The organism is Pseudomonas sp. FW305-3-2-15-E-TSA4 (assembly GCF_058787295.1).
In genome coordinates this window covers 392,921-415,422 of record NZ_JBYSZP010000003.1, presented here as the reverse complement: position 1 = coordinate 415,422, position 22,502 = coordinate 392,921, and the positions used below count along the sequence as shown (strand labels likewise).

17 protein-coding genes and 1 pseudogene are annotated in these 22,502 nt (G+C 60.5%); 12 read left to right on the top strand and 6 right to left on the bottom strand.

Going from position 1 to position 22,502, the window contains the following annotated elements:
• Positions 1 to 591: 591 nt before the first annotated feature.
• A complete protein-coding gene (locus AC3WMV_RS06195; RefSeq protein WP_041067919.1) occupies positions 592 to 2,085 on the bottom strand; it encodes a CoA-acylating methylmalonate-semialdehyde dehydrogenase in 1,494 nt (497 codons plus the stop codon).
• A gap of 76 nt (positions 2,086 to 2,161) precedes the next feature.
• On the bottom strand, positions 2,162 to 3,511 hold the full coding sequence (gene aptA, locus AC3WMV_RS06190) for an omega-aminotransferase AptA (RefSeq protein WP_097089949.1): 1,350 nt from the start codon (positions 3,509 to 3,511) through the stop codon (positions 2,162 to 2,164).
• A 138-nt stretch (positions 3,512 to 3,649) separates the two neighbouring features.
• On the opposite strand from aptA, the gene AC3WMV_RS06185 reads away from it, so the two are divergent.
• From AC3WMV_RS06185 to AC3WMV_RS06145, 9 genes are all read left to right on the top strand, one after another.
• Complete coding sequence (locus tag AC3WMV_RS06185) at positions 3,650 to 4,570, top strand: LysR family transcriptional regulator (protein WP_007968115.1); 921 nt, start codon at positions 3,650 to 3,652, stop codon at positions 4,568 to 4,570.
• Positions 4,571 to 4,692: 122 nt separating this feature from the next.
• Entirely contained in the window at positions 4,693 to 6,081 is a 1,389-nt protein-coding gene (locus AC3WMV_RS06180; protein ID WP_103369674.1) for a uracil-xanthine permease family protein, read from the top strand.
• Between the two features lie 87 nt (positions 6,082 to 6,168).
• A complete protein-coding gene (locus AC3WMV_RS06175) occupies positions 6,169 to 6,819 on the top strand; it encodes a TetR/AcrR family transcriptional regulator (protein WP_027613646.1) in 651 nt (216 codons plus the stop codon).
• A 7-nt stretch (positions 6,820 to 6,826) separates the two neighbouring features.
• Complete coding sequence (locus tag AC3WMV_RS06170; protein ID WP_103369675.1) at positions 6,827 to 7,408, top strand: IMPACT family protein; 582 nt, start codon at positions 6,827 to 6,829, stop codon at positions 7,406 to 7,408.
• A 606-nt stretch (positions 7,409 to 8,014) separates the two neighbouring features.
• A complete protein-coding gene (locus AC3WMV_RS06165; protein ID WP_103369676.1) occupies positions 8,015 to 9,562 on the top strand; it encodes an ABC transporter ATP-binding protein in 1,548 nt (515 codons plus the stop codon).
• Between the two features lie 15 nt (positions 9,563 to 9,577).
• Positions 9,578 to 10,684 (top strand): ABC transporter permease, encoded by a 1,107-nt coding sequence (locus AC3WMV_RS06160; RefSeq protein ID WP_003221387.1) that lies wholly within the window; start codon positions 9,578 to 9,580, stop codon positions 10,682 to 10,684.
• Positions 10,684 to 11,610: an ABC transporter permease gene (locus AC3WMV_RS06155; RefSeq protein ID WP_003221385.1), complete on the top strand. Its 927-nt coding sequence runs from the start codon at positions 10,684 to 10,686 to the stop codon at positions 11,608 to 11,610. Before AC3WMV_RS06160 ends, AC3WMV_RS06155 begins: the two co-directional genes overlap by 1 nt.
• Positions 11,611 to 11,858: 248 nt before the next feature.
• A complete protein-coding gene (locus AC3WMV_RS06150; protein ID WP_095138233.1) occupies positions 11,859 to 12,545 on the top strand; it encodes an SDR family oxidoreductase in 687 nt (228 codons plus the stop codon).
• Between the two features lie 259 nt (positions 12,546 to 12,804).
• The gene (locus tag AC3WMV_RS06145) at positions 12,805 to 14,163 is read left to right on the top strand and encodes an 8-oxoguanine deaminase (protein WP_027613641.1); all 1,359 of its coding nucleotides are present in this window, start codon (positions 12,805 to 12,807) and stop codon (positions 14,161 to 14,163) included.
• A 124-nt stretch (positions 14,164 to 14,287) separates the two neighbouring features.
• Here the strand turns inward: AC3WMV_RS06145 and AC3WMV_RS06140 are convergent, their stop codons facing one another.
• Positions 14,288 to 15,379, bottom strand: coding sequence for a calcium:cation antiporter (locus tag AC3WMV_RS06140; protein ID WP_096794854.1), 1,092 nt, complete (start codon positions 15,377 to 15,379; stop codon positions 14,288 to 14,290).
• Between the two features lie 286 nt (positions 15,380 to 15,665).
• On the opposite strand from AC3WMV_RS06140, the gene AC3WMV_RS06135 reads away from it, so the two are divergent.
• From AC3WMV_RS06135 to AC3WMV_RS06125, 3 genes are all read left to right on the top strand, one after another.
• Complete coding sequence (locus tag AC3WMV_RS06135; protein ID WP_103369677.1) at positions 15,666 to 16,739, top strand: BMP family ABC transporter substrate-binding protein; 1,074 nt, start codon at positions 15,666 to 15,668, stop codon at positions 16,737 to 16,739.
• Between the two features lie 144 nt (positions 16,740 to 16,883).
• Complete coding sequence (locus tag AC3WMV_RS06130; protein WP_096794852.1) at positions 16,884 to 17,849, top strand: 2-oxoglutarate and iron-dependent oxygenase domain-containing protein; 966 nt, start codon at positions 16,884 to 16,886, stop codon at positions 17,847 to 17,849.
• An 82-nt stretch (positions 17,850 to 17,931) separates the two neighbouring features.
• Complete coding sequence (locus tag AC3WMV_RS06125; protein WP_003221371.1) at positions 17,932 to 18,885, top strand: adenosine deaminase; 954 nt, start codon at positions 17,932 to 17,934, stop codon at positions 18,883 to 18,885.
• Between the two features lie 109 nt (positions 18,886 to 18,994).
• Here AC3WMV_RS06125 and AC3WMV_RS06120 read toward each other — a convergent pair whose 3' ends face one another.
• The 3 genes and pseudogenes from AC3WMV_RS06120 to vimR form a co-directional block, all read right to left on the bottom strand.
• Positions 18,995 to 20,374 (bottom strand): MFS transporter, encoded by a 1,380-nt coding sequence (locus AC3WMV_RS06120; RefSeq protein ID WP_103369678.1) that lies wholly within the window; start codon positions 20,372 to 20,374, stop codon positions 18,995 to 18,997.
• A gap of 126 nt (positions 20,375 to 20,500) precedes the next feature.
• A pseudogene (locus AC3WMV_RS06115) lies at positions 20,501 to 21,231 on the bottom strand (ArsR/SmtB family transcription factor).
• 315 nt (positions 21,232 to 21,546) lie between these two features.
• On the bottom strand, positions 21,547 to 22,476 hold the full coding sequence (gene vimR / locus AC3WMV_RS06110) for a transcription regulator VimR (protein WP_027613634.1): 930 nt from the start codon (positions 22,474 to 22,476) through the stop codon (positions 21,547 to 21,549).
• Between the last annotated feature and the right edge of the window lie 26 nt (positions 22,477 to 22,502).

Below are 22,502 nucleotides of genomic sequence, written 5' to 3'. Positions count from 1 at the left end.
AGCAATCGTTGGTTACATCTTTGATTTCTCGCGGAGTAACTTGTGATGCTGATAATCTTGTTGACTATCAGTCTGACTCCACAAGCACCCACACGAATTGCTTGATTCAGTTGTTAAAGAGCGGTTGGTTAAGATCTTTCGTCTCAACCGAGGCGCGCATTCTACAGCAGCCTCATTTGCTGTCAAGTGATTATTTTCAGAAGTTTTCGAAGATTTCTTCAACAACTTCAACCACTTGCGCTTCCGATCTCTCGTTAGCGGGAGGCGAATTCTACAGCGTTACACGCTGCTGTCAACACCTCTTTTTCTCCGCTTTCGACCGAGAAGATCGAACCGTCAAAAGAGCCAAACATCACCGCTCTTTCAACTCCTTCCAGGCTTCGATAAACTGAAGCAAGCCGCTGCCGAAAACCGCGTAACTCATTGAATCTCAAGGAGTTTTCCGTTTCGACTGCGCCGGAAGTGGGGCGAATTATAGACCTCCAGAATCTGCCGTCAACCGCTTTTTTCACATTTCTGTCATATCGGTCGAAAAAACACGAAAACACGAAGGCCGACCTCTAGAGGTCGGCCTTCGTCCTGCCCTGCTACTTACAAGCTAGGGAAAGCAAACTGCGAAGCCTCATGGCTCGCACGCTGCGGCCAACGCTGAGTGATGGCCTTGCGACGGGTATAGAAGCGCACACCATCCGGGCCATAGGCATGCAGGTCGCCGAACAGCGAGCGCTTCCAGCCGCCGAAGCTGTGGTAAGCCACAGGAACCGGCAGCGGTACGTTGACGCCGACCATGCCGACTTCAATTTCGTCGCAGAACAGACGCGCCGCTTCACCATCACGAGTGAAGATGCAGGTGCCGTTGCCGTATTCGTGATCGTTGATCAGCTTCATCGCCTCTTCCAGGCTGTTGACCCGAACCACGCACAACACCGGCCCGAAGATCTCTTCCTTATAGATGCGCATTTCAGGGGTAACGTTGTCGAACAGGCAGCCGCCGAGGAAGAAGCCCTCTTCGTTACCCGGAATGCTCAAGCCGCGACCATCGACGACCAAGGTCGCGCCCGCTGCCACACCGTCATCGACATAACCACTGACCTTGTCCCGCGCCTGACCGGTTACCAGTGGGCCCATGTCGAGACCGCACGAAGTGCCGGCACCGATTTTCAGCGCCTTGATCTGTGGAACCAGTTTCGCCACCAGCGCATCCGCTACCTGATCGCCGACACACACTGCGACCGAAATCGCCATGCAGCGCTCACCGCAAGAACCATAGGCCGCGCCCATCAGCGCGCTGACTGCGTTGTCCAGATCCGCATCCGGCATCAGCACCGCATGGTTCTTCGCGCCGCCCAGTGCCTGAACGCGTTTGCCGCGCTTGGTACCTTCGGCGTAGATGTATTCGGCAATCGGCGTCGAACCAACAAAGCTCAGCGCTTTGACTTCCGGCGCTTCAATCAGCGCGTCCACTGCAGTCTTGTCGCCATGCACCACGCTCAGCACGCCTTTCGGCAAACCGGCTTCCAGCAGCAGTTGGGCGATCAGCAGCGTCGAGCTTGGGTCACGCTCGGACGGTTTGAGGATAAAGCAGTTGCCGCAGACGATCGCCAGTGGGTACATCCACAGCGGGACCATCGCCGGGAAGTTGAATGGCGTGATGCCGGCAACCACGCCCAGTGGCTGGAAGTCCGACCAGGCGTCAATGTTAGGGCCGACGTTGCGGCTGTATTCGCCCTTGAGGATTTCCGGGGCGGCGCAGGCGAACTCGACGTTCTCGATACCGCGCTTCAGTTCACCGGCGGCGTCTTCGAGGGTCTTGCCGTGTTCTTCGCTGATCAATTGCGAGATGCGTGCTTCGTTCTGCTCCAGCAATTGCTTGAAGCGGAACATCACCTGGGCACGTTTGGCCGGAGGGGTGTTGCGCCATGCCGGGAACGCGGCCTTGGCGGCGTCGATCGCGTGTTGAATGGTTTCGCGGGTGGCCAGCGGCAGCTTGTGGATCGCCTGACCGGTGGACGGGTTGAACACATCAACCGCGCGACCGTTCTCGGTCACCAGTTCGCCATTGATCAAATGCGGGATAACGCTCATCGAAAACTCCTGAATTCTTGTGTACAGACGCCCACATGGGGCGCCTGTTATTCGCAGGTATATATAGAGGGAAAAATCAGTCGAGCTTGTTCAGCACTTCGCCAACCGCGTCGAACAGACGATCGAGGTCTTGCGGCTTGCTGTTGAAAGTTGGGCCGAACTGCAGAGTGTCGCCGCCGAAGCGTACGTAGAACCCGGCTTTCCATAGGGCCATGCCGGCTTCGAATGGACGCACGATGGCGTCGCCGTCACGGGCCGCAATCTGGATCGCACCGGCCAGGCCGTAGTTACGGATATCGATGACGTTCTTCGAACCTTTCAGGCCGTGCAGGGCGTTTTCGAAATGCGGGGCGACGTCGGCCACGCTCTGCACCAGGTTTTCCTTTTGCAGCAGGTCGAGTGCCGCCAGGCCAGCGGCGCACGCCACCGGGTGGGCCGAGTAGGTGTAGCCGTGGGGGAATTCCACCGCGTATTCCGGAGTCGGCTGATTCATGAAGGTCTGGTAGATCTCGGAGCTGGCAATCACTGCGCCCATCGGAATCGCGCCGTTGGTGACTTGCTTGGCGATGCACATCAGGTCCGGGGTCACGCCAAAGCTCTCGGCGCCGAACATCGAGCCGGTGCGGCCGAAACCAGTAATCACTTCGTCGAATACCAGCAGGATGTTGTGCTGATCGCAGATCTCGCGCAGACGCTTCAGGTAACCCTGAGGCGGAACCAGCACACCAGCGGAACCGGCCATTGGCTCAACGAAGACCGCCGCTATGTTCGACGCGTCGTGCAGTTCGATCAACTTCAGCAGCTCATCGGCCAGGGCGATACCGCCCTGCTCCGGCATGCCACGGGAGAATGCGTTGCTGGCCAGCAAAGTGTGCGGCAGGTGATCGACATCCATCATCGCCTGACCGAACAGTTTGCGGTTGCCGTTGACGCCGCCGAGGCTGGTGCCGGCGATGTTCACGCCGTGATAACCACGGGCACGGCCGATCATTTTGGTCTTGGTCGACTGACCTTTCAGACGCCAGTAGGCACGAACCATCTTCACCGCAGTGTCGGCGCACTCGGAACCGGAGTCGGTGAAGAACACGTGGTTCAGGTTGCCCGGGGTCAGGTCAGTGATCTTTTCCGCCAACTGGAACGACAGCGGATGGCCGTACTGGAAGCCTGGCGAGTAATCGAGGGTGCCCAGTTGTTTGGATACCGCTTCCTGAATTTCCTTGCGGGTGTGCCCGGCGCCGCAGGTCCACAGACCGGACAGCGAATCGTAGATCTTGCGGCCCTTGTCATCGAACAGCCAGCTGCCTTCGGCACCCACGATCAGACGCGGATCGCGCTGGAAGTTGCGGTTGGCGGTGTACGGCATCCAGTGCGCGTCCAGCTTCAGTTGGCTGGCCAGTGGCGACGGCGCGTTTTCAGGCATGTTCATCGGGCAAAACCTCGCAGGGCATAAGCATCAGGGAGATAAAAAGCGTTGTTGCAGCTAAATTGCCACGCGGATAAAGTCGGTGAAATCCAACTTTTCTAACCTTCAGTTAGAAGCCTGCTAAACAATGAGAACAACAGCATGAGCAGTCGCCGCCCCGATCCGCTGGCCCAGGTCAGTGATTTTGATATTCGCCTGCTGCGGATTTTCCGCAGCGTGGTGGAGTGCGGCGGCTTCTCGGCGGCGGAAACCGTGCTTGGCATCGGTCGCTCGGCGATCAGCCAGCAAATGAGCGATCTCGAACAGCGCCTTGGCCTGCGTTTGTGCCAACGCGGCCGCGCCGGGTTCTCGCTGACCGAAGAGGGCCGCGAGGTTTATCAGTCAGCGCTGCAACTGTTAAGTGCGCTGGAAAGTTTCCGCACCGAGGTCAACGGCCTGCACCAACACCTGCGTGGCGAGTTGATCATCGGCCTGACCGACAACCTCGTCACCCTGCCCCACATGCGCATCACCCACGCCCTCGCACAGTTGAAGGAACGCGGGCCGGACGTGCAGATCCAGATCCGCATGATCGCACCCAATGAAGTCGAACAAGGCGTGCTCGACGGTCGCCTGCATGTCGGCGTGGTGCCGCAGGCCAGCGCACTGTCGGGGCTGGAATATCAGCCGTTGTACAGCGAACGCTCGCTGCTTTATTGCGCGGTCGGCCACCCGCTGTTCTATGTCGATGACAAGCAACTGGATGACGAACGTCTTAATAGTCAGGACGCGATTGCCCCGACGTTTCGTTTGCCGGCGGAGATTCAGGCGCATTACCAGGCGCTCAATTGCACCGCCAGTGCGTCCGACCGTGAGGGCATGGCGTTTCTGATTTTGACCGGGCGTTATATCGGTTACCTGCCGGATCATTACGCCAGCCTGTGGGTGCAGCAAGGTCGCTTGCGTGCGCTGAAATCGACGACACGTTTTTATGATTTGAGTCTGGCATCGGTCACGCGCAAGGGGCGGCGCCCTCATTTGGTGCTGGAAAGTTTTCTGGAGAGTCTGGCGGCGACGCGTTGAAAAATCCTGCAAGGCCCGACAGATCAGGTTTTCAACCACAAAATCACTGAATAACCTGAGCAAGTGGACAGCTTTTTGCAAAGCAGGATCAACCCCGATCCTTCAACAAGAAGCCTTAAGCCATGCAGCCAGATTCTGAACCGTCCAGCGACCTGATCTACGGCCTCGACGACCGCCCAAAACCACCCGCCGCGATCCTCGCCGCCCTGCAACACGTGCTCGCCAGTTTCGTTGGCATCATCACCCCGCCGCTGGTGATCGGCTCGACCCTCGGCCTGACCGCACACTTGCCGTACCTGATCAGCATGGCGCTGATGGTTTCCGGGGTCGGCACCTTTATTCAGGCGCGACGGCCGTTCGGCATCGGCGCCGGGATGATCTGTTTGCAGGGCACCAGTTTTGCCTTTCTCGGCGCGGTGCTGTCGGCCGGGTTTCTGGTCAAGCAGCGCGGTGGCAGCCCGGAAGACATTCTGGCGATGATCTTCGGCGTATGCTTTTTCGGCGCCGTGGTGCAGATCGTCCTCAGCCGTTTCATCGGTCAATTACGCCGGGTTGTTACGCCGCTAGTGACCGGGATCGTCATCACCCTGATCGGCGTCAGTCTGATCAAGGTCGGCATCACCGATCTGGGCGGTGGATTCAATGCGCCGGACTTCGGCGCGCCGGGCAATCTGGCGCTGGGGGTGTTCGTGTTGCTGACGATCATCCTGCTCAACCGCTCGAACACGCCGTGGGTGCGGCTGTCGGCCATCATTATCGGACTGCTGCTCGGCAGTCTGGCCGCGTGGTTCAGCGGGAAACTGGTTCCGCAAGCATTGCCTGACTTGCCGCTGGTCAGTCTTCCTGCACCCTTCAAGTTCGGTTTCAGCTTCGACTGGACCGCTTTCCTGCCGGTCGCGCTGATTTACCTGATCAGCACCATCGAAACCGTCGGCGACCTCACCGCCAACTGCATGCTTGCCCGCCAGCCGATCAGCGGCCCCTCTTATATAAGCCGACTGCGCGGCGGCGTGCTCGGTGACGGCGTGAGCTGCATGATCGCCGCCACCTTCAGCGCCTTCCCCAACACCACGTTTGCGCAGAACAACGGCGTGATCCAGTTGACCGGCGTGGCCAGCCGCTACGTCGGGCTGTACATCGGCGCGATTCTGTTTTGTCTTGGCCTGTTCCCCATGATCGGCGCGGTGCTGCAGCAGATCCCCAAACCGGTGCTCGGCGGCGCCACCCTGGTGATGTTCGGCAGCGTGGCGGCAGCCGGTGTTCGGATTCTCGCGCAGTCGCCGCTGGACCGACGCAGCATGCTGATCATCGCCACCTCGCTCGGCGTAGGCCTGGGCATTGCCGCGCAACCGAACCTTCTGCATCTGTTGCCGAAACTGGTGCAAAACCTGTTCGATTCGGCGATCACCAGCGGTGGCCTGACCGCGATCATCCTGTGCCTGTTGCTGCCGGAGGCGAAAACCACCCGCGTCGAATCCGCCGCAGCGCTGAACAAGATCGAACAGGCGTAACGGTTTTATTGCATCAGGACTTGTCGGATGCCTGTGGGTGCGTTATCAACGCAACTGGTTGCACCCACAGACAAACCGGAAGTGCCTATGACCTTTGAAGTCCCTGCTCACGGCGGCAAACCCGCCAGCCGCATTCGTCAGAAGAACGAAGAGACCATCCTCAAAGCCGCCGAAGACGAGTTCGCCCGTCACGGTTACAAAGGCACCAGCATGAACACCATCGCGCAGAATGCCGGCTTGCCCAAGGCGAACCTGCATTACTACTTCACCAACAAGCTTGGGTTGTACGTGGCGGTGCTGAGCAACATCATCGAGCTGTGGGACAGCACCTTCAACACCCTGACCGCCGAGGATGATCCGGCCGAAGCGCTGACCCGCTACATTCGCGCCAAGATGGAATTCTCCCGCCGCCAACCGCAAGCCTCGCGGATCTTTGCGATGGAAGTGATCAGCGGTGGCGAATGCCTGACCGAGTATTTCAACCAGGATTACCGCGCCTGGTTCCAGGGCCGCGCAGCCGTGTTCCAGGCCTGGATCGATGCCGGCAAGATGGACCCGGTGGATCCGGTGCACCTGATTTTCCTGCTGTGGGGCAGCACCCAGCATTACGCCGACTTCGCCACGCAGATCTGCCGCGTCAGCGGTCGCAGCAAGCTGACCAAGCAGGACATGGAAGACGCCGGCAACAACCTGATCCGCATCATTCTCAAAGGCTGCGGCCTCACCCCGACTATTTAAGACGTTTATGCCTTTCACCCTCAGCGGTTTTTGCGAGTACCGCGAAGAGATTCGCAAAAGCCGCTTCATCACCGTCGCCGCGCCGATCGGCAGCCCCGCCGACGCGCAGGCGTTCTTCGAACAACACAGCGACTTGAATGCCTCGCACAACTGCTGGGCGTGGAAACTCGGTGCGCAATACCGCAGCAACGACGACGGCGAACCCGGCGGCACCGCCGGACGACCGATTCTGGCGGCCATCGAAGCGCAGGATTGCGATCAGGTCGCGGTGCTGGTGATCCGCTGGTATGGCGGCATTCAATTGGGCACCGGCGGTTTAGCCAGGGCCTATGGCGGCGGCGCGAACAAGTGCCTGCAGAATGCGGAAAAAGTGGAGTTGATCAGCCGTGTGCCGCTCAGCTGTGCCTGCGGCTTTGCCGAGTTGGCGCTGGTGAAGCTGCGGGTGGCGGACCTGGGTGGCTTGGTAGTGGAAGAAAACTTCACTGCCAATGGTGTTGAGTTGCAGTTGGCAGTGGGTGAGGCGCAGATCGAGTTGTTGCAAACGCAACTGGCGGATCTCAGCCGTGGGCGGATAGTGCTGCAGCGTTAGAAGAGCAAAAGATCGCAGCCTTCGTCAGCTTCTGCACAGGACTTTGCGTTTCCCTGTAGGAGCTGCCGAAGGCTGCGATCTTTTAGGGCATCGACGGATTTCTTTATTCCAGCAACTTGCCCACATCTGCTGTGCACCCGACTGTGGATAACCTGAGCACATATGGCTGTAACCCTTCTGTCACGTGGCTTTGCGCGATTTGCTCACTTTTCGTCCATTGCGCATGAAAAAAGAGAAATCCCACGTAAAAACAGATAGTTAGCGCTGTTTATCACCATTGGGAGATAGCATCCCAGCGCTTATGCCAAGGATTTCCAATTGCGCACAAATACTGTGGAACAACCTGTGGATAAGCCGTTCATGGCTGGCGCAGTAGCCGGTTCTGTATAGCTTCGACCCGGCTGCTCGTTTTTTAACCAGTTCGTCACGGTGCAAAAGTGGAGCCGGATCAACGGCTTTGCGCTGAATTGGTGCCCGCTCCCACTGCGTTTTTCAGCGCGAAGCTCTGCCGCCGGCACGCGGCAACAGTGACGGCGGGCGTTCCTGACTCAATGGCCAGGAAATTGCTTTATCCACAGGTACAACTCCAAGTCAGTCGAGCCTGTCATGCCAAGCCCAGATTCAACGCCGCGCCTGCAACTGCGCCAGATCAGCAAACACTACCCCGGTTGCCTGGCCAATGACGCCATCGACCTGTGCATCGCGCCCGGGGAAATCCACGCGCTGCTCGGTGAAAACGGCGCGGGCAAAAGTACCTTGATGAAGATCATCTACGGCGTGACCCAGGCCGATACGGGGGAAATGCTCTGGCAGGGTCAGCGAGTAAATATTCGCAACCCGGCGCAGGCCCGGCAGTTGGGGATCGGCATGGTGTTCCAGCATTTCTCGCTGTTCGAAACCCTCAGCGTCGCGCAGAACATTGCTCTGGCAATGGGCGCCGAGGCCGGTACGCCGAAACAGCTTGAGCCGAAGATTCGCGAAGTGTCGCGCCGCTACGGCATGGCGCTGGAGCCGGAGCGACTTGTCCACAGCCTGTCGATCGGCGAGCGGCAACGGGTGGAGATCATTCGCTGCCTGATGCAGGACATTCGCCTGCTGATTCTCGACGAACCGACGTCGGTGCTGACGCCGCAAGAGGCGGACGAGTTGTTCATCACCCTGCGCCGTCTCGCCGCCGAGGGCTGCAGCATTCTGTTTATCAGCCACAAGCTCGCGGAAGTGCGCGCGCTGTGCCATAGCGCCACGGTCTTGCGCGGCGGGCGGGTCGCCGGGCATTGCCAGCCGGCCGAATGCTCGGATCAGCAATTGGCGCAGATGATGGTTGGCGAAGCGGCGGCGTTGATCGGCGAATATCCGAAGGTCAGTGGCGGCGCGGACTTTCTACAGGTCAACGGCTTGAGCTGGCACAACCCCGATCCCTTCGGCTGCTCGTTGAGCGACATCAACCTGCAAGTGCGCGGCGGCGAAATCGTCGGCATCGCCGGGGTCGCGGGCAATGGCCAGGATGAGTTGCTCGCCCTGCTCAGCGGTGAACAAACCCTGCCCCGCGACGGCGCGACAACAATTTGTTTCGCCGGGCAAGCGGTCGCCGATTTGCGTCCGGATGCGCGGCGCCAACTCGGTCTGGCGTTTGTCCCTGCAGAACGCCTGGGCCACGGCGCAGTGCCGGAACTGAGCCTTGCCGACAACGCCTTGCTCACGGCCTTTCAACAGGGGCTGGTGAGCAACGGTTTGATCGAGCGCAGTAAAGTCGAAACCCTCGCCCAACAGATCATTCAGCGCTTCGGGGTGAAAACCCCGGGCACTCACGCTGCCGCGCGCAGCCTGTCCGGCGGCAATCTGCAGAAATTTATCCTCGGCCGGGAAATCCTCCAGCAACCGAAACTGCTGATCGCCGCGCACCCGACCTGGGGCGTGGACGTTGGCGCAGCGGCGACCATTCACCGCGCGCTGATTGCCCTGCGCGATGCCGGCGCGGCGATCCTGGTGATCTCCGAAGACCTCGACGAACTGTTCCAGATCAGCGACCGCCTCGGCGCCCTGTGCGCCGGGCGTCTGTCGCCGCTGCAGAACACCACCGACACCCTGCTGAGCGATGTCGGCGGCTGGATGGCCGGGCACATCAACCCCACGCATTCATCGGCCACGGCCTGACGGAGTTTTCCCAACATGCTGCTTTCCCTCGAACCCCGTGGCCAGCAATCGCGCCTGATGTTGTGGTGCTCGCCGTTGCTGGCGGCACTGTTGACCCTCGGTTGCGGCTCGCTGCTGTTCATCGCCCTGGGGCATGATCCGCTGCAAACCTTGCACACGTTGTTGATCGCACCGGTCAGCGATCTGTATGGCGTCTCCGAACTGCTGGTCAAGGCGCTGCCGATTCTGCTTTGCGCACTCGGTCTGGCGGTGGCTTATCAAGCGCGGATCTGGAACATCGGCGCCGAAGGCCAGTTGCTCCTCGGTGCACTCGCTGGCAGCGCCTTGGCGGTGAACATTATCGACCTGCAAAGCCGTTGGGCGCTGGTGCTGATTCTGCTCACCGGGACCTTCGCCGGGGCCGCTTGGGCCGGGCTGACGGCATGGCTGCGCACGCGCTTCAACGCCAACGAAATCCTCACCAGCATCATGCTCAACTACATCGCACTGAACCTGTTGCTGTTCTGCGTGCACGGGCCGCTGAAGGATCCGGCCGGCTACAACTTTCCCGAGTCGGCGATGTTCGGCGACGCCAGTCGCCTGCCGCTGCTGATGGAGGATGGCCGGGTGCATGCCGGGGTGTATTTCGCCCTGCTCGCGCTGGTTGCGGTGTGGGTGTTGTTGCAGAAAAGCTTCGTCGGTTTCCAGATCAAAGTGCTCGGTCTGGATAAACGTGCGGCGGGTTTTGTCGGCTTTCGTGAGAAGCGTCTGATCTGGCTCGCGCTGTTGATCAGCGGTGGTTTGGCCGGGCTGGCCGGGGTTTGCGAAGTGACCGGGCCGATCGGGCAATTGGTGCCGCAAGTCTCGCCGGGCTATGGCTATGCAGCAATCACCGTGGCGTTTCTCGGGCGGTTGAACCCGATCGGGATTCTGTTCTCAAGCCTGCTGATGGCGTTGCTGTACATCGGCGGTGAAAGCGCACAAATGACCCTCAATCTGCCGCAAGCCATCACCCAACTGTTTCAGGGAATGATGCTTTTTTTCCTGCTGGCCTGCGACGTGCTGATTCTCTATCGGCCACGCCTGAAACTGCGCTGGGCACGGCGCGCGTCGACCACCGCCGTAACCGCCGGAGCGCTGTGATGGATATCGATCTGCTGAGCAATATTTTCTACGCCATGGTGCGTTGCGGCACGCCGCTGTTGTTGGTGGCGCTGGGTGAGTTGATCTGCGAGAAGAGCGGCGTGCTCAATCTCGGCCAGGAAGGAATGATGCTGTTTGGCGCGGTGATCGGTTTTATCGTCGCCCTTAACAGCGGCAACTTGTGGCTCGGCGTGTTGTTGGCGATGCTCGCGGGAATGTTGTTGTCATCGCTGTTTGCCCTGGTGGCGCTGGTGTTCAACGCCAATCAGGTGGCGACCGGGCTGGCGCTGACGATCTTCGGTGTGGGCCTGTCGACCTTTGTCGGTGCAGCGTGGGTCGGCAAGCCGTTGGCCGGATTCGAGCCGTTGGCGATTCCGTACTTGAGTGAGATTCCGCTGATCGGGCGCATGCTGTTTGCTCAGGACTTGCTGGTGTACCTGTCGTTCGCGCTTTTTGCGCTGGTGGCGTGGGTGATCATCAAAAGCCGTGTCGGGCTGATCATTCAGGCCGTTGGTGAGAACCCGGACGCGGCCAGTGCGATGGGCCTGCCGGTGCTGACCGTGCGCACGCTGGCGGTGCTGTTCGGCGGGGCGATGGCCGGGTTGGCCGGGGCGTATCTGTCGCTGGCGTACACGCCGATGTGGGCCGAGAACATGACCGCCGGACGCGGCTGGATTGCCCTGGCGCTGGTGGTGTTTGCCAGTTGGCGGGTGTGGCGCTTGTTGCTCGGGGCTTATCTGTTTGGCCTCGCCAGCATCCTGCATCTGGTGGCGCAGGGCTTGGGGCTGGCGATTCCGTCGAGTCTGCTGGCGATGCTGCCGTATGTGGCGACGATTGTGGTGTTGGTGCTGTTGTCACGGGATGCCGTTCGTACCCGGTTGTATGCGCCGGTGTCGTTGGGGCAGCCGTGGCAGGCCGGGCATTAGGGTGGTGATGCCACGGGCCTCATCGCTGGCAAGCCAGCTCCCACAGTGTCCGTGTTGTGTATCTGACTTGCGAACACCGCTGAGGGTCCTGCGAATTTGACAAGCAACCGCGCTAAAGCCTGGAGTATGCTCCGGGCTCAACAGCTCTTTTGAGACCCGGCTCGATGTGTTGCGACGAGTGCTGCAACTACGGCTGGGTCAGGCGTGTCCATTGAATCCGTGAACCGTAATCTTCAAGGAACCGAGTCATGTCCCAGGCAAAAAACGCACTGATCATCGGCGCCTCCCGTGGTTTGGGCCTCGGGTTGGTGAAAACCCTGCTGGCCGATGGCTGGCAAGTGACCGCCACCGTGCGCAATCCGCAAAAGGCCGAGGCGCTGCAAGCGCTGGGCAAGGTGCGGATCGAGAAACTCGACATGGACGACCAGCAAGCGGTGATCGCCCTGAGCCAGCAGCTCAAGGGCGAGACCTTCGACCTGCTGTTCGTCAACGCCGGGGTCAAAGGCCCTGAAGTGCAAACCCCGGGTGGCGCGACACTGGCCGAAGTCGGCCAACTGTTTTTCACCAACGCCGTAGCGCCGATCAACCTGGCGCAACGCTTCGTCGGGCAGATCCGCGACGGCAGCGGCGTGCTGGCGTTCATGAGTTCCGGCCTGGGCAGCGTCACCGTACCCGACGCCCCGGAGCTGGCGCTGTACAAGGCGAGCAAGGCCGCGCTGAATTCGATGACCAACAGTTTTGTCACCCAGTTGGGCGAACAGAAACTCACCGTGCTGTCGCTGCATCCGGGCTGGGTGAAGACGGATATGGGCGGTGAAGGGGCTGACCTGGATGTGGAGACCAGCACTCGCGGGCTGATTGATCAGGTGAATGCGTATACCGGCAAGGGCGGCCATCACTTCATCAACTACAAGGGTGAAACCATTCCCTGGTAAGCACCACAGATCTTCCCTGTAGGAGTGAGCCTGCTCGCGATCGCAGTGTGTCCGTCACCGATGATATTGAATGAAAGACCGCTATCGCGAGCAGGCTCACTCCTACAAGGGGATGGTGGTGTCCTGTCGGGTTGGGCTTGCCCGATCCGGCGATTTGTTTGAAACTCCGCACCTCGTCCATCGCGGCGACCCTGGATCAGCAGACAGGGCAACACTGAGCTGGCAACCCTGAACCCCACTTTCAGAGGAGCCGGCCACAATGCCTGCGACCCGTACCTGGTTAAAAAACCCCCTCGCCATTTTCACGGCCAACGCGCTTGATGCCCGTGGCGGTCTGGTGCTGCAAGACGGCGTGATCGTCGAAGTGCTCGCTGCCGGTCAGCAACCGTCCGCGCCATGCAACGAAGTGTTCGATGCCCGCGAGCATGTGATCCTGCCGGGCCTGATCAACACCCATCACCACTTCTATCAAACCCTGACTCGCGCCTGGGCGCCGGTGGTCAATCAGCCGCTGTTCCCGTGGCTGAAAACCCTGTACCCGGTATGGGCGCGGCTGACCCCGGAAAAACTCGCCCTCGCGACAAAAGTGGCTTTGGCTGAACTGCTGCTGTCGGGTTGCACCACCGCCGCCGACCACCACTACTTGTTCCCGGACGGTCTGGAAAACGCTATCGATGTGCAAGTCGACACCGTGCGTGAACTGGGCATGCGCGCCATGCTCACTCGCGGTTCGATGAGCCTCGGCGAGAAGGACGGCGGCCTGCCGCCGCAGCAGACCGTGCAGGAAGGTCAGGTGATTCTCGACGATAGCCAGCGCCTGATTCACGAGTACCACGAGCGCGGCGATGGTGCGCAGATCCAGATCGCTCTGGCGCCTTGCTCGCCCTTTTCGGTGACCCCGGAAATCATGTCGGCCAGCGCCGAACTGGCGAATAAACTCGACGTGCGTCTGCACACCCATCTGGCCGAAACCCTCGACGAAGAAGATTTCTGCCTGCAGCGTTTCGGCCTGCGCACCGTGGATTATCTGGACAGCGTCGGCTGGCTCGGCCCACGCACCTGGCTGGCCCATGGCATCCACTTCAACCCGGATGAAATCGCTCGCCTCGGCCAGGCCGGCACCGGTATCTGCCATTGCCCGAGTTCGAACATGCGTCTGGCCTCCGGCATCTGCCCGAGCATCGATCTGACCGATGCCGGTGCGTTGTTCGGTCTGGGCGTGGATGGTTCGGCCTCGAACGACGCGTCGAACATGATCCTCGAAGCGCGGCAGGCGTTGTACATCCAGCGTCTGCGTTATGGTGCGGAAAAAATCACCCCGGAACGCGTGCTCGGCTGGGCAACCAAAGGCTCGGCGAGCCTGTTGGGGCGTACCGACATTGGCGAGCTGGCGGTGGGCAAGCAGGCGGATCTGGCGTTGTTCAAGCTCGATGAGCTGCGTTTCTCGGGCAGCCATGATCCGATTTCGGCGCTGCTGTTGTGCGGTGCCGATCGTGCGGATCGGGTGATGATTGGCGGCAAGTGGCGCGTGGTGGACGGTCAGGTTGAGGGGCTTGATCTCAAAGGCCTGATCGCCGATCACAGCCAGGCGGCTCGGCAGTTGATCGCCGGCACCTGATCCACGGCCGTTCAAAACTGTGGGAGCGAGCCAGCTCGCGAAGAGGGAGTGTCAGACAACATGTTTGTTGAATGACACACCGCTTTCGCGAGCAGGCTCGCTCCCACATTGGTCTCTGTCAGCCTCAAAGGCCGAGCAGGGACAGCATGATAAACGTCGCAAACAGCACAAAGTGAGTCATGCCTTCGATGGCATTGGTCTCGCCGTCATTCAGGTTGATCGCACTGACAATCAGCGTGATGAAGATCATCACCGTCTGCACCGGGGTCATCGCCATCTGAAACGGCTGACCGGTGTACAGCGCCATCGCTTCCATCACCGGCACGGTGAGGATCACCGTCGACAGTGACGCGCCCATCGCAATGTTCACCACCGATTGCATGCGGTTGGCCAACGCGGCACGCAACGCCGTCAGAATCTCCGGCGCTGCGGAAATCGCCGCCACCAGAATCGCCGTGATCACCGGCGGTGCGCCCGTACCTTCCAGGCCCAGATCGAGGGTCTTGGACATCACTTCGGCCAGAGCGCCGATCACCACCACGCCGAACACCAGAATGCCGATCGACCAGGTCAGGCTCAGCGGTTTCGGTTCATCTTCCACCGGTTCTTTCTTGCGGCGTTTATCCGGGTAGCTGTAGCTGAAAAAATAACTGTGCGGCCCAACCTGCATGCGCAGGAACAACGCATAAAGCACCACCATCGCACCGATGGTGAACGCTGAATAAATCTTCCAGTTGGCCGCCGGAATAAACTCCGGCACCACCATCGATACGCCCATGGCGGTGAGGATCATCACGCTGTAGCTGCGTGCCGAATCATCGTTGTACGACTGCTCGCCGTGCTTGAGCCCGCCCATCAACGCGGCGAGGCCGAGGATGCCGTTGATGTCGAGCATCACCGCCGAATAGATCGTGTCCCGCACCAGCGTGGCGGACGCCTCGTTGCTCATCATGATCGCCAGGATCACCACTTCCACCAGCACCGCAGCGAGGGTCAGGATCATCGTGCCGTAGGGGTCGCCAACTTTTTCTGCGAGCAGTTCGGCATGATGGGCGACGCGCATCGAGGCGGCGACGATGAAGGCGATCAGCACCAGACCGCAGATCAGCGCGACGATCTGGCCGCTGTGGAGCATCCAGTGTTCCAGCGGATAAGCGATGCACGCGGCAATCACCGCCAGCAGCAGAAAGCTTTCTTGCTTGAGGATCGTGAGCATGGCGGGCCTTTTTGCCGAGAGATTCGAATGAGCTACTGACTGCGGCGTGGCGCTAACGTTTCGTTACACCTTAGCGCACCAGTGGATGGCAGCTGGTTCAGGCATGCACTTTTATCGGCCTTGCCGGCCTCTTCGCGAGCAGGCTCACTCCCACATTTGATCGCGTTGCCCTGTGGGAGCGAGCCTGCTCGCGAAGGCCGCACCTCGGTTTTGGATTGTTTGTTGTCCTGTTGGTCAGCAATTTGCATTGCCCCTGACCACACACAACAAAATGGAGCTCCAATTCATGCAAATACGTCCGCTGCACAAACTGCTGTGCGCCGCCATCGGTCTGGGGATCAGTCTGAGCGCCAGCGCTGCCGATCCGCTGAAGGTCGGTTTTGTCTACATCGGCCCGATTGGCGACCACGGCTGGACGTATCAGCATGAACAGGGGCGCAAGGCACTGGCGGAGAAATTCGGCGCGCAGATCAGCACCAATTACGTCGAGAACGTGGCCGAGGGCGCCGACGCCGAGCGGGTGATCCGCAACATGGCCAAGGACAATTACGACCTGATTTTCACCACCTCCTTCGGCTACATGAACCCGACGCTGAAAGTCGCCAAACAGTTTCCCAAGGTCACCTTCGAACACGCCACCGGCTACAAGCAGGACAAGAACCTCGGCACCTATCTCGCGCGCACCTACGAGGGTCGTTATGTCGGCGGTTTCCTTGCAGCGAAGATGACCAAGACCAAGAAGGTCGGTTACGTCGCCTCGTTCCCGATTCCGGAAGTGATCCGCGATATCAACGCCATCCAGCTGGCGCTGAACAAGTACAACCCCGGCACCGAGATCAAAGTGGTGTGGGTCAACTCGTGGTTTGACCCGGGCAAGGAAGCCGACGCCGCCAACGCCCTGATCGATCAGGGTGTGGACGTAGTGTTCCAGCACACCGACAGCCCGGCGCCGATTCAGGCCGCCGAACGGCGTGGCGTGTACGCCGTGGGTTACGCCTCGGACATGGCGCACTTCGGCCCGAAAGCGGTGCTGACTTCGATCGTCAACGACTGGGCGCCACACTACATTCAGGCGACCCAGAGCGTGATCGACCACAACTGGAAGTCCCAGGATTACTGGGGCGGGCTGAAGGAAGGCACGGTTGAACTGCCGATCAGCGATCTGGTTCCGGCACCAGTGAAAGCCGAGGCTGAGCAGATCATTGCCGACATCAAGAGCGGTAAGTTGCAACCGTTCACCGGGCCGATCAAGGATCAGGCCGGCGTGGAGAAAATCCCTGCTGGGGTGAGCGCAACCAATGCCGAATTGGCGTCGATGAACTATTACGTGGAAGGGATGAAGGCCGAGATGCCGAAGTAATCCTCCGATTCACCACACAAAACCCTGTGGGAGCGAGCCTGCTCGCGAAAGCGGTGTGTCATTAAACAAAAATGTTGTCTGACACTCCCTCTTCGCGAGCAGGCTCGCTCCCACATTGGAACCCAGCGTATTCAAGGATTGTGTATGAACAGTCTTCCGATCATCGACATCTCACCGCTCTACACCAACGACCAAAACGCCTGGCCCGCCGTCGCCGCACAGATCGACCAGGCCTGCCGCGAATGGGGCTTTTTCTACATCAAGGGCCACCCGATTTCCGCACAGCGCATCGACTCGCTGCTCGACCACGCCCAGCGTTTTTTTGCGCAACCGACCGAAGAAAAACTCAGGATCGACATCACCCAGACCCGCCACCATCGCGGCTACGGCGCCATCGCCACCGAACAGCTCGACCCGGACAAACCCAGTGACCTCAAGGAAACCTTCGACATGGGCCTGCACTTGCCGGCGGATCATCCCGAGGTGCTCGCGGAAAAACCGCTGCGCGGGCCGAATCGACATCCGGCGCAAGCAGGCTGGGAAGCGCTGATGGAGCAGCACTACCTCGACATGCAGGCCCTCGCGCAAACCCTGTTGCGGGCGATGACGATTGCGCTGGGGATCGAACGCGACTTCTTCGATTCGCGCTTCGTTGAGCCGGTCAGCGTACTGCGGATGATCCACTACCCACCACGCCACACCGCCAGCAGCGCCGAACAGCAAGGCGCCGGAGCGCACACCGATTACGGCTGCATCACCCTGCTCTACCAGGACAGCGCCGGCGGCCTGCAAGTGAAGAACATCAACGGTGAATGGATCGACGCGCCACCGATTGACGGCACCTTCGTGGTCAACCTCGGCGACATGATGGCGCGCTGGAGCAATGACCGTTATCGCTCGACCCCGCATCGGGTGATCAGCCCGCTGGGGGTGGATCGCTATTCGATGCCGTTCTTCGCCGAGCCGCACCCGGACACCCGTATCGAATGCCTGCCCGGTTGCCAGGACGCACAGCATCCGGCGAAATATCCGACCACCACCTGCGCCGAATTCCTGCTGTCGCGCTTCGCCGATACCTACGCCTATCGGCGCGAGCCGCAAGCGGTGTGATGGATCGCTTGGTCAGGTTTTGCCAATTGTTTCGGCGCGCATCTGTAGAATGGCGGCCATCTGCACCTGATGAGAAAAGAATATGTACGATTGGCTCAACGCCCTGCCCAAGGCCGAACTGCACCTGCATCTGGAAGGCTCGCTGGAGCCTGAGTTGCTGTTCGCCCTGGCCGAACGCAACAAGATCGCCCTGCCGTGGAGCGATGTCGAAACCCTGCGCAAGGCCTACGCCTTCAACAACCTGCAGGAATTCCTCGACCTGTATTACCAGGGCGCCGACGTGCTGCGCACCTCGCAGGACTTCTACGACCTGACCTGGGCCTACCTGCTGCGCTGCAAAGCGCAGAACGTGATTCACACCGAACCGTTCTTCGACCCGCAGACCCACACCGACCGGGGCATCCCGTTCGAAGTGGTGCTCAACGGCATCGCTGCGGCACTCAAGGATGGCGAACAGCAACTGGGCATCACCAGCGGTTTGATCCTGAGCTTCCTGCGCCACCTGAGCGAAGACGAAGCACAGAAAACCCTCGATCAGGCGCTGCCGTTCCGTGATGCGTTTGTCGCCGTCGGTCTCGACAGCTCGGAGATGGGTCACCCGCCAAGCAAGTTCCAGCGTGTATTCGACCGCGCCCGTCACGAAGGCTTCCTGACCGTCGCCCACGCCGGTGAAGAAGGCCCGCCGGAGTACATCTGGGAAGCCATCGACCTGCTGAAGATCCAGCGTATCGACCATGGCGTACGCGCCATCGAAGACGAGCGCCTGATGCAGCGGATCATCGACGAGCAGATCCCGTTGACCGTGTGCCCGCTGTCGAACACCAAGCTCTGCGTGTTCGATCACATGTCGCAGCACAACATCCTCGACATGCTAGAGCGTGGGGTGAAGGTCACCGTCAACTCCGATGACCCGGCGTACTTCGGCGGCTACGTCACCGAGAACTTCCATGCGCTGCACGAGCACCTGGGCATGACCCAGGATCAGGCCAAGCGCCTGGCGCAGAACAGCCTGGATGCGCGTCTGGTAAAACCGTAAGCAACACCGCATAACCGATGTGGGAGCGAGCCTGCTCGCGAAGGCTTCATGTCAGTCACAGTTTGAGTTGTCTGACACGACGCTTTCGCGAGCAGGCTCGCTCCCACATTTATACCGGTGTCGACTCTGTCAGCTCTTCCAGCGTCTTGCCCCGCGTCTCCATCCCGAACAGCCACACCACCCCCGCCGCAATCGCAAAGCACAGCGCGCCCAGCGCAAACACTCCGCCTTGCCCGGTAATCGGGAACACCAGCCCGGTCACCAGCGGCCCGAGCAACGAGCCGACACGGCCAATCGCCGAGGCAAAGCCCGAGCCTGTGGCGCGCGCCGAAGTCGGGTACAACTCAGGCGTGTAGGTGTAGAGCACCGCCCACATGCCGAACAGGAAAAACTGCATCAGCAGCCCCGAGCTGATCAGCAACGCGACGTTGCCGCCGAACACCGCACTCTGCCCGTAGAGAAACGCCATCACTCCGCCGCCGAGCAACGTCACGATGCACACCGGTTTGCGCCCCCAGCGTTCCACCAGCCACGCGGCCATCAGGAACCCGGGAATCCCGCCCAGAGAAATCAGTACGGTGTAATACACCGACTGGGTCACGGCGAAACCCGACTGTTGCAACAACGCACTGAGCCACGATGTCAGCCCGTAGAAACCGAGCAAGGCGAAAAACCACAGGCTCCAGATCATCGTGGTGCGCTGACGATATTGCGGCGACCATATCTGCTTGAGCGCCGAGAAGAAGTTGCCCGGCGGCGTCACTGTTCTTGGCAGGCGCACCGGCTCCGGCAGCGTCGCCCCCCCGAGCGACGTGCGCACGCGCGTCTCTATTGCGCTCAGAACCTTGTCCGCCGCCTCATGGCGTCCGGCTTGCTCCAGCCAGCGCGGTGATTCGGGGATAAAGAAACGGATTGCCAGCACAAACACCGCCGGCACCGCCAACACCAGGAAGATATCGCGCCAGCCAATCAGCGGCAGCAGAAAGTACGACAGCACCCCGGCGGCAACAAAACCCAGCGGCCAGAAACCGTCCATCAATGCAATGTAGCGCCCGCGCCGCTGCGCCGGGATCAACTCCGAAAGCATCGACTGTGCAATCGGAAACTCCATGCCCATGCCGATCCCCAGCAGGATCCGGAACAGCGTCAGGCTCTCGACCGTTTGCGCGGTCGAACACAGATAACTGGCCACGCCCCACAACACGATGCTCCACTGAAACACCGGTTTGCGCCCGAAGCGGTCGGCGAGCATCCCCGATAACGACGCCCCCAGCACCATGCCGAAAAAACTCGAACTGGCGAGCAGGCCGGCTTGTGCACTGCTCAAGCCGAACTCGGTTTTGATCGAGCCGAGCAGGAACGTCATCATGGCCAGGTCCATGGAGTCGAAAAAGAACGCCAGGGCAATGATGATGAAAATAACCTGGTGATAACCGCTGAGCGGCAGCCGTTCCAGGCGTTCTGCTGCGCTGAAGTCTCGCGTATCCATGCCCATCCCCTCCGCAATGTGTGCGGATCGAGTGTGCGTGATAACGCCTCAGCGCTTTTTCTGGATACGACCTGTTCGCAGTCACAGGCGACGCCAGCGTCGAAGTGTCGGCCGGCGAACGCTCTATCAGGCCAATTCCAGCTCGGTTTCCTTGGCGAACCGCTGGATTTCCCGCTGCCCGGCCGGGGTCACTTGCAAGGCTCGGGAGTCCTTGGGCAGCGCCAGCCAGCCGGACTGCATGAACAGTTGCAGCACCGCCGCGCCGAGTGAACCGCCCAAGTGCGGGCGACGCTCGCTCCAGTCCGGACAGGCGCACGCCACCTGAGCCTTGCGATGAGCGAGGGCCTGGATGAACACCCCCCGGTTGGCCAGTTGCGTCGAGCCTTTGAGGGTCACCACGACCCGCTGCTCGATCTGTTCGAGCCAGCCGGCATCGAGCAGACGCTGATACAGATCGGCGGCCAGCGTGCCACCCAAATGATCATCGCAAAAGCGCGCACGCAGCAGTGAAGACGGCGCAGTCCGGGGATTGGCGCTCGGTGCCGAGCGTTTGAATACGTGAGGAATTTCCCGCGGTGCGCTGGCGATCGTGGCACTGGCCAGCGCTTCGATGGCCGCCGCGATCTCCGGGGCTGCCAGACGGAAAAAGCGCTTGCGCCCACGGACCTCGACTTTCAACAGGCCCCGGCGGACAAACGCCCCAGATGCGCACTGGCCGAAGATGGCGACAACCCTGCCAGCAGCGCCAGCTCTTCGGTCTGGCGTGCCGAGCCATCCATCAACGCCCACATCATCGCACTGCGCTTGGGGTCGGCCAGCAGCGTGGCGATCTGGCTGATGCAAGGTGCATGTTCCATGTATTCACTCCCTGTTGAATCGTATCGTCTACTGCTCGAAGACATCTTGACCAGTAATGGGTCATCGGCCAAGACGGGTAAAACGCCATGAACCGGAGCAAGCCAGGCCGGTGCTGCGGCACCCGTCAATGGAGTGTCCGCGGCGTTTGTGCAGCGCTCGCCCGGCTCTGAAAAACCGGCCGGATTCAGTCCTGACCGGTTATCGGTGCAGGTTTGAGGCGGTCGCTAGTATAAGCGGGATGCACGCTGCTTCCTGCGCCGTGGCTGACACGAATGGTGATAGTTCCTGAGTGAAATTTCGCTAATTGCCTGCGACTAATGATCAACTTTCGGGAAATGGGGAAATTGACTACTCAATTCGGCGCATCGGCTGGCGAGCATTTCCCTCAAAAGGTTCACCGGCTTACTCAATTGTGCGCGATGGGCGCACAACAGATTCAGCGGAGCACGCTCACAGAGCAGCTCTGGCAGCAACACTTTGAGGCGCCCGGCGAGCACATCCGTGCCGACATCGAGCCACGATTTGTAGGCGATGCCCGCCCCCGCCACCGCCCACAACCGGACGACGTCGGCGTCATCACTGAAGCGATCGCCACTGACCGTCAGGCCGACTTCACGTTTGCCGTCATGAAAACTCCAATGGTCGTGCACGCGGCTGCCGAGCATGTACAGCAGGCAATTGTGCTGCGCCAGTTGTTCGAGCTGACGCGGTTCGCCGTGGCGCGCCAGGTACGCCGGCGATGCGCAGAGCACGCGGCGATTGTCCGGAGCGATGGGCAGGGCCACCAGGCTCGAATCCTCGGGTTCGCCATAACGCAGGGCGATGTCCACCGGCTGGCGGAACAGGTCGGCGATGCGATCACCGAGCAACAGGCGCACGGTCAGTTTCGGATGCTCGCGCTGAAACTCGTCGAGCCACGGCAACAGCAAGTTGCGCCCGAAATCCGAAGGCGCCGACAACTGCAGGATGCCGCTGACCTGATCCTGCGCGCTGGAGAGAAATCGCCGGCCTTCGTCCAGCGAACTCAACGCGGCCCGCGCGTATTCGAGGAAGCCTTCGCCCTCGGCGGTCAGACGCAGGCTGCGGGTCGAGCGCGCCAGCAAACGCACGCCCAGTTGCTGTTCGATGCGTTTGAGCGCGGCGCTGGCCACTGCCGCGGACATGTCCATCACCCGCGCCGCTGCCGACAGGCTGCCCAGATCCGCCGCGCGAACGAACAACTGTAAATCGTCGAAACGCAGCATTCTCAGCCTCGATTATCAAAAAAATA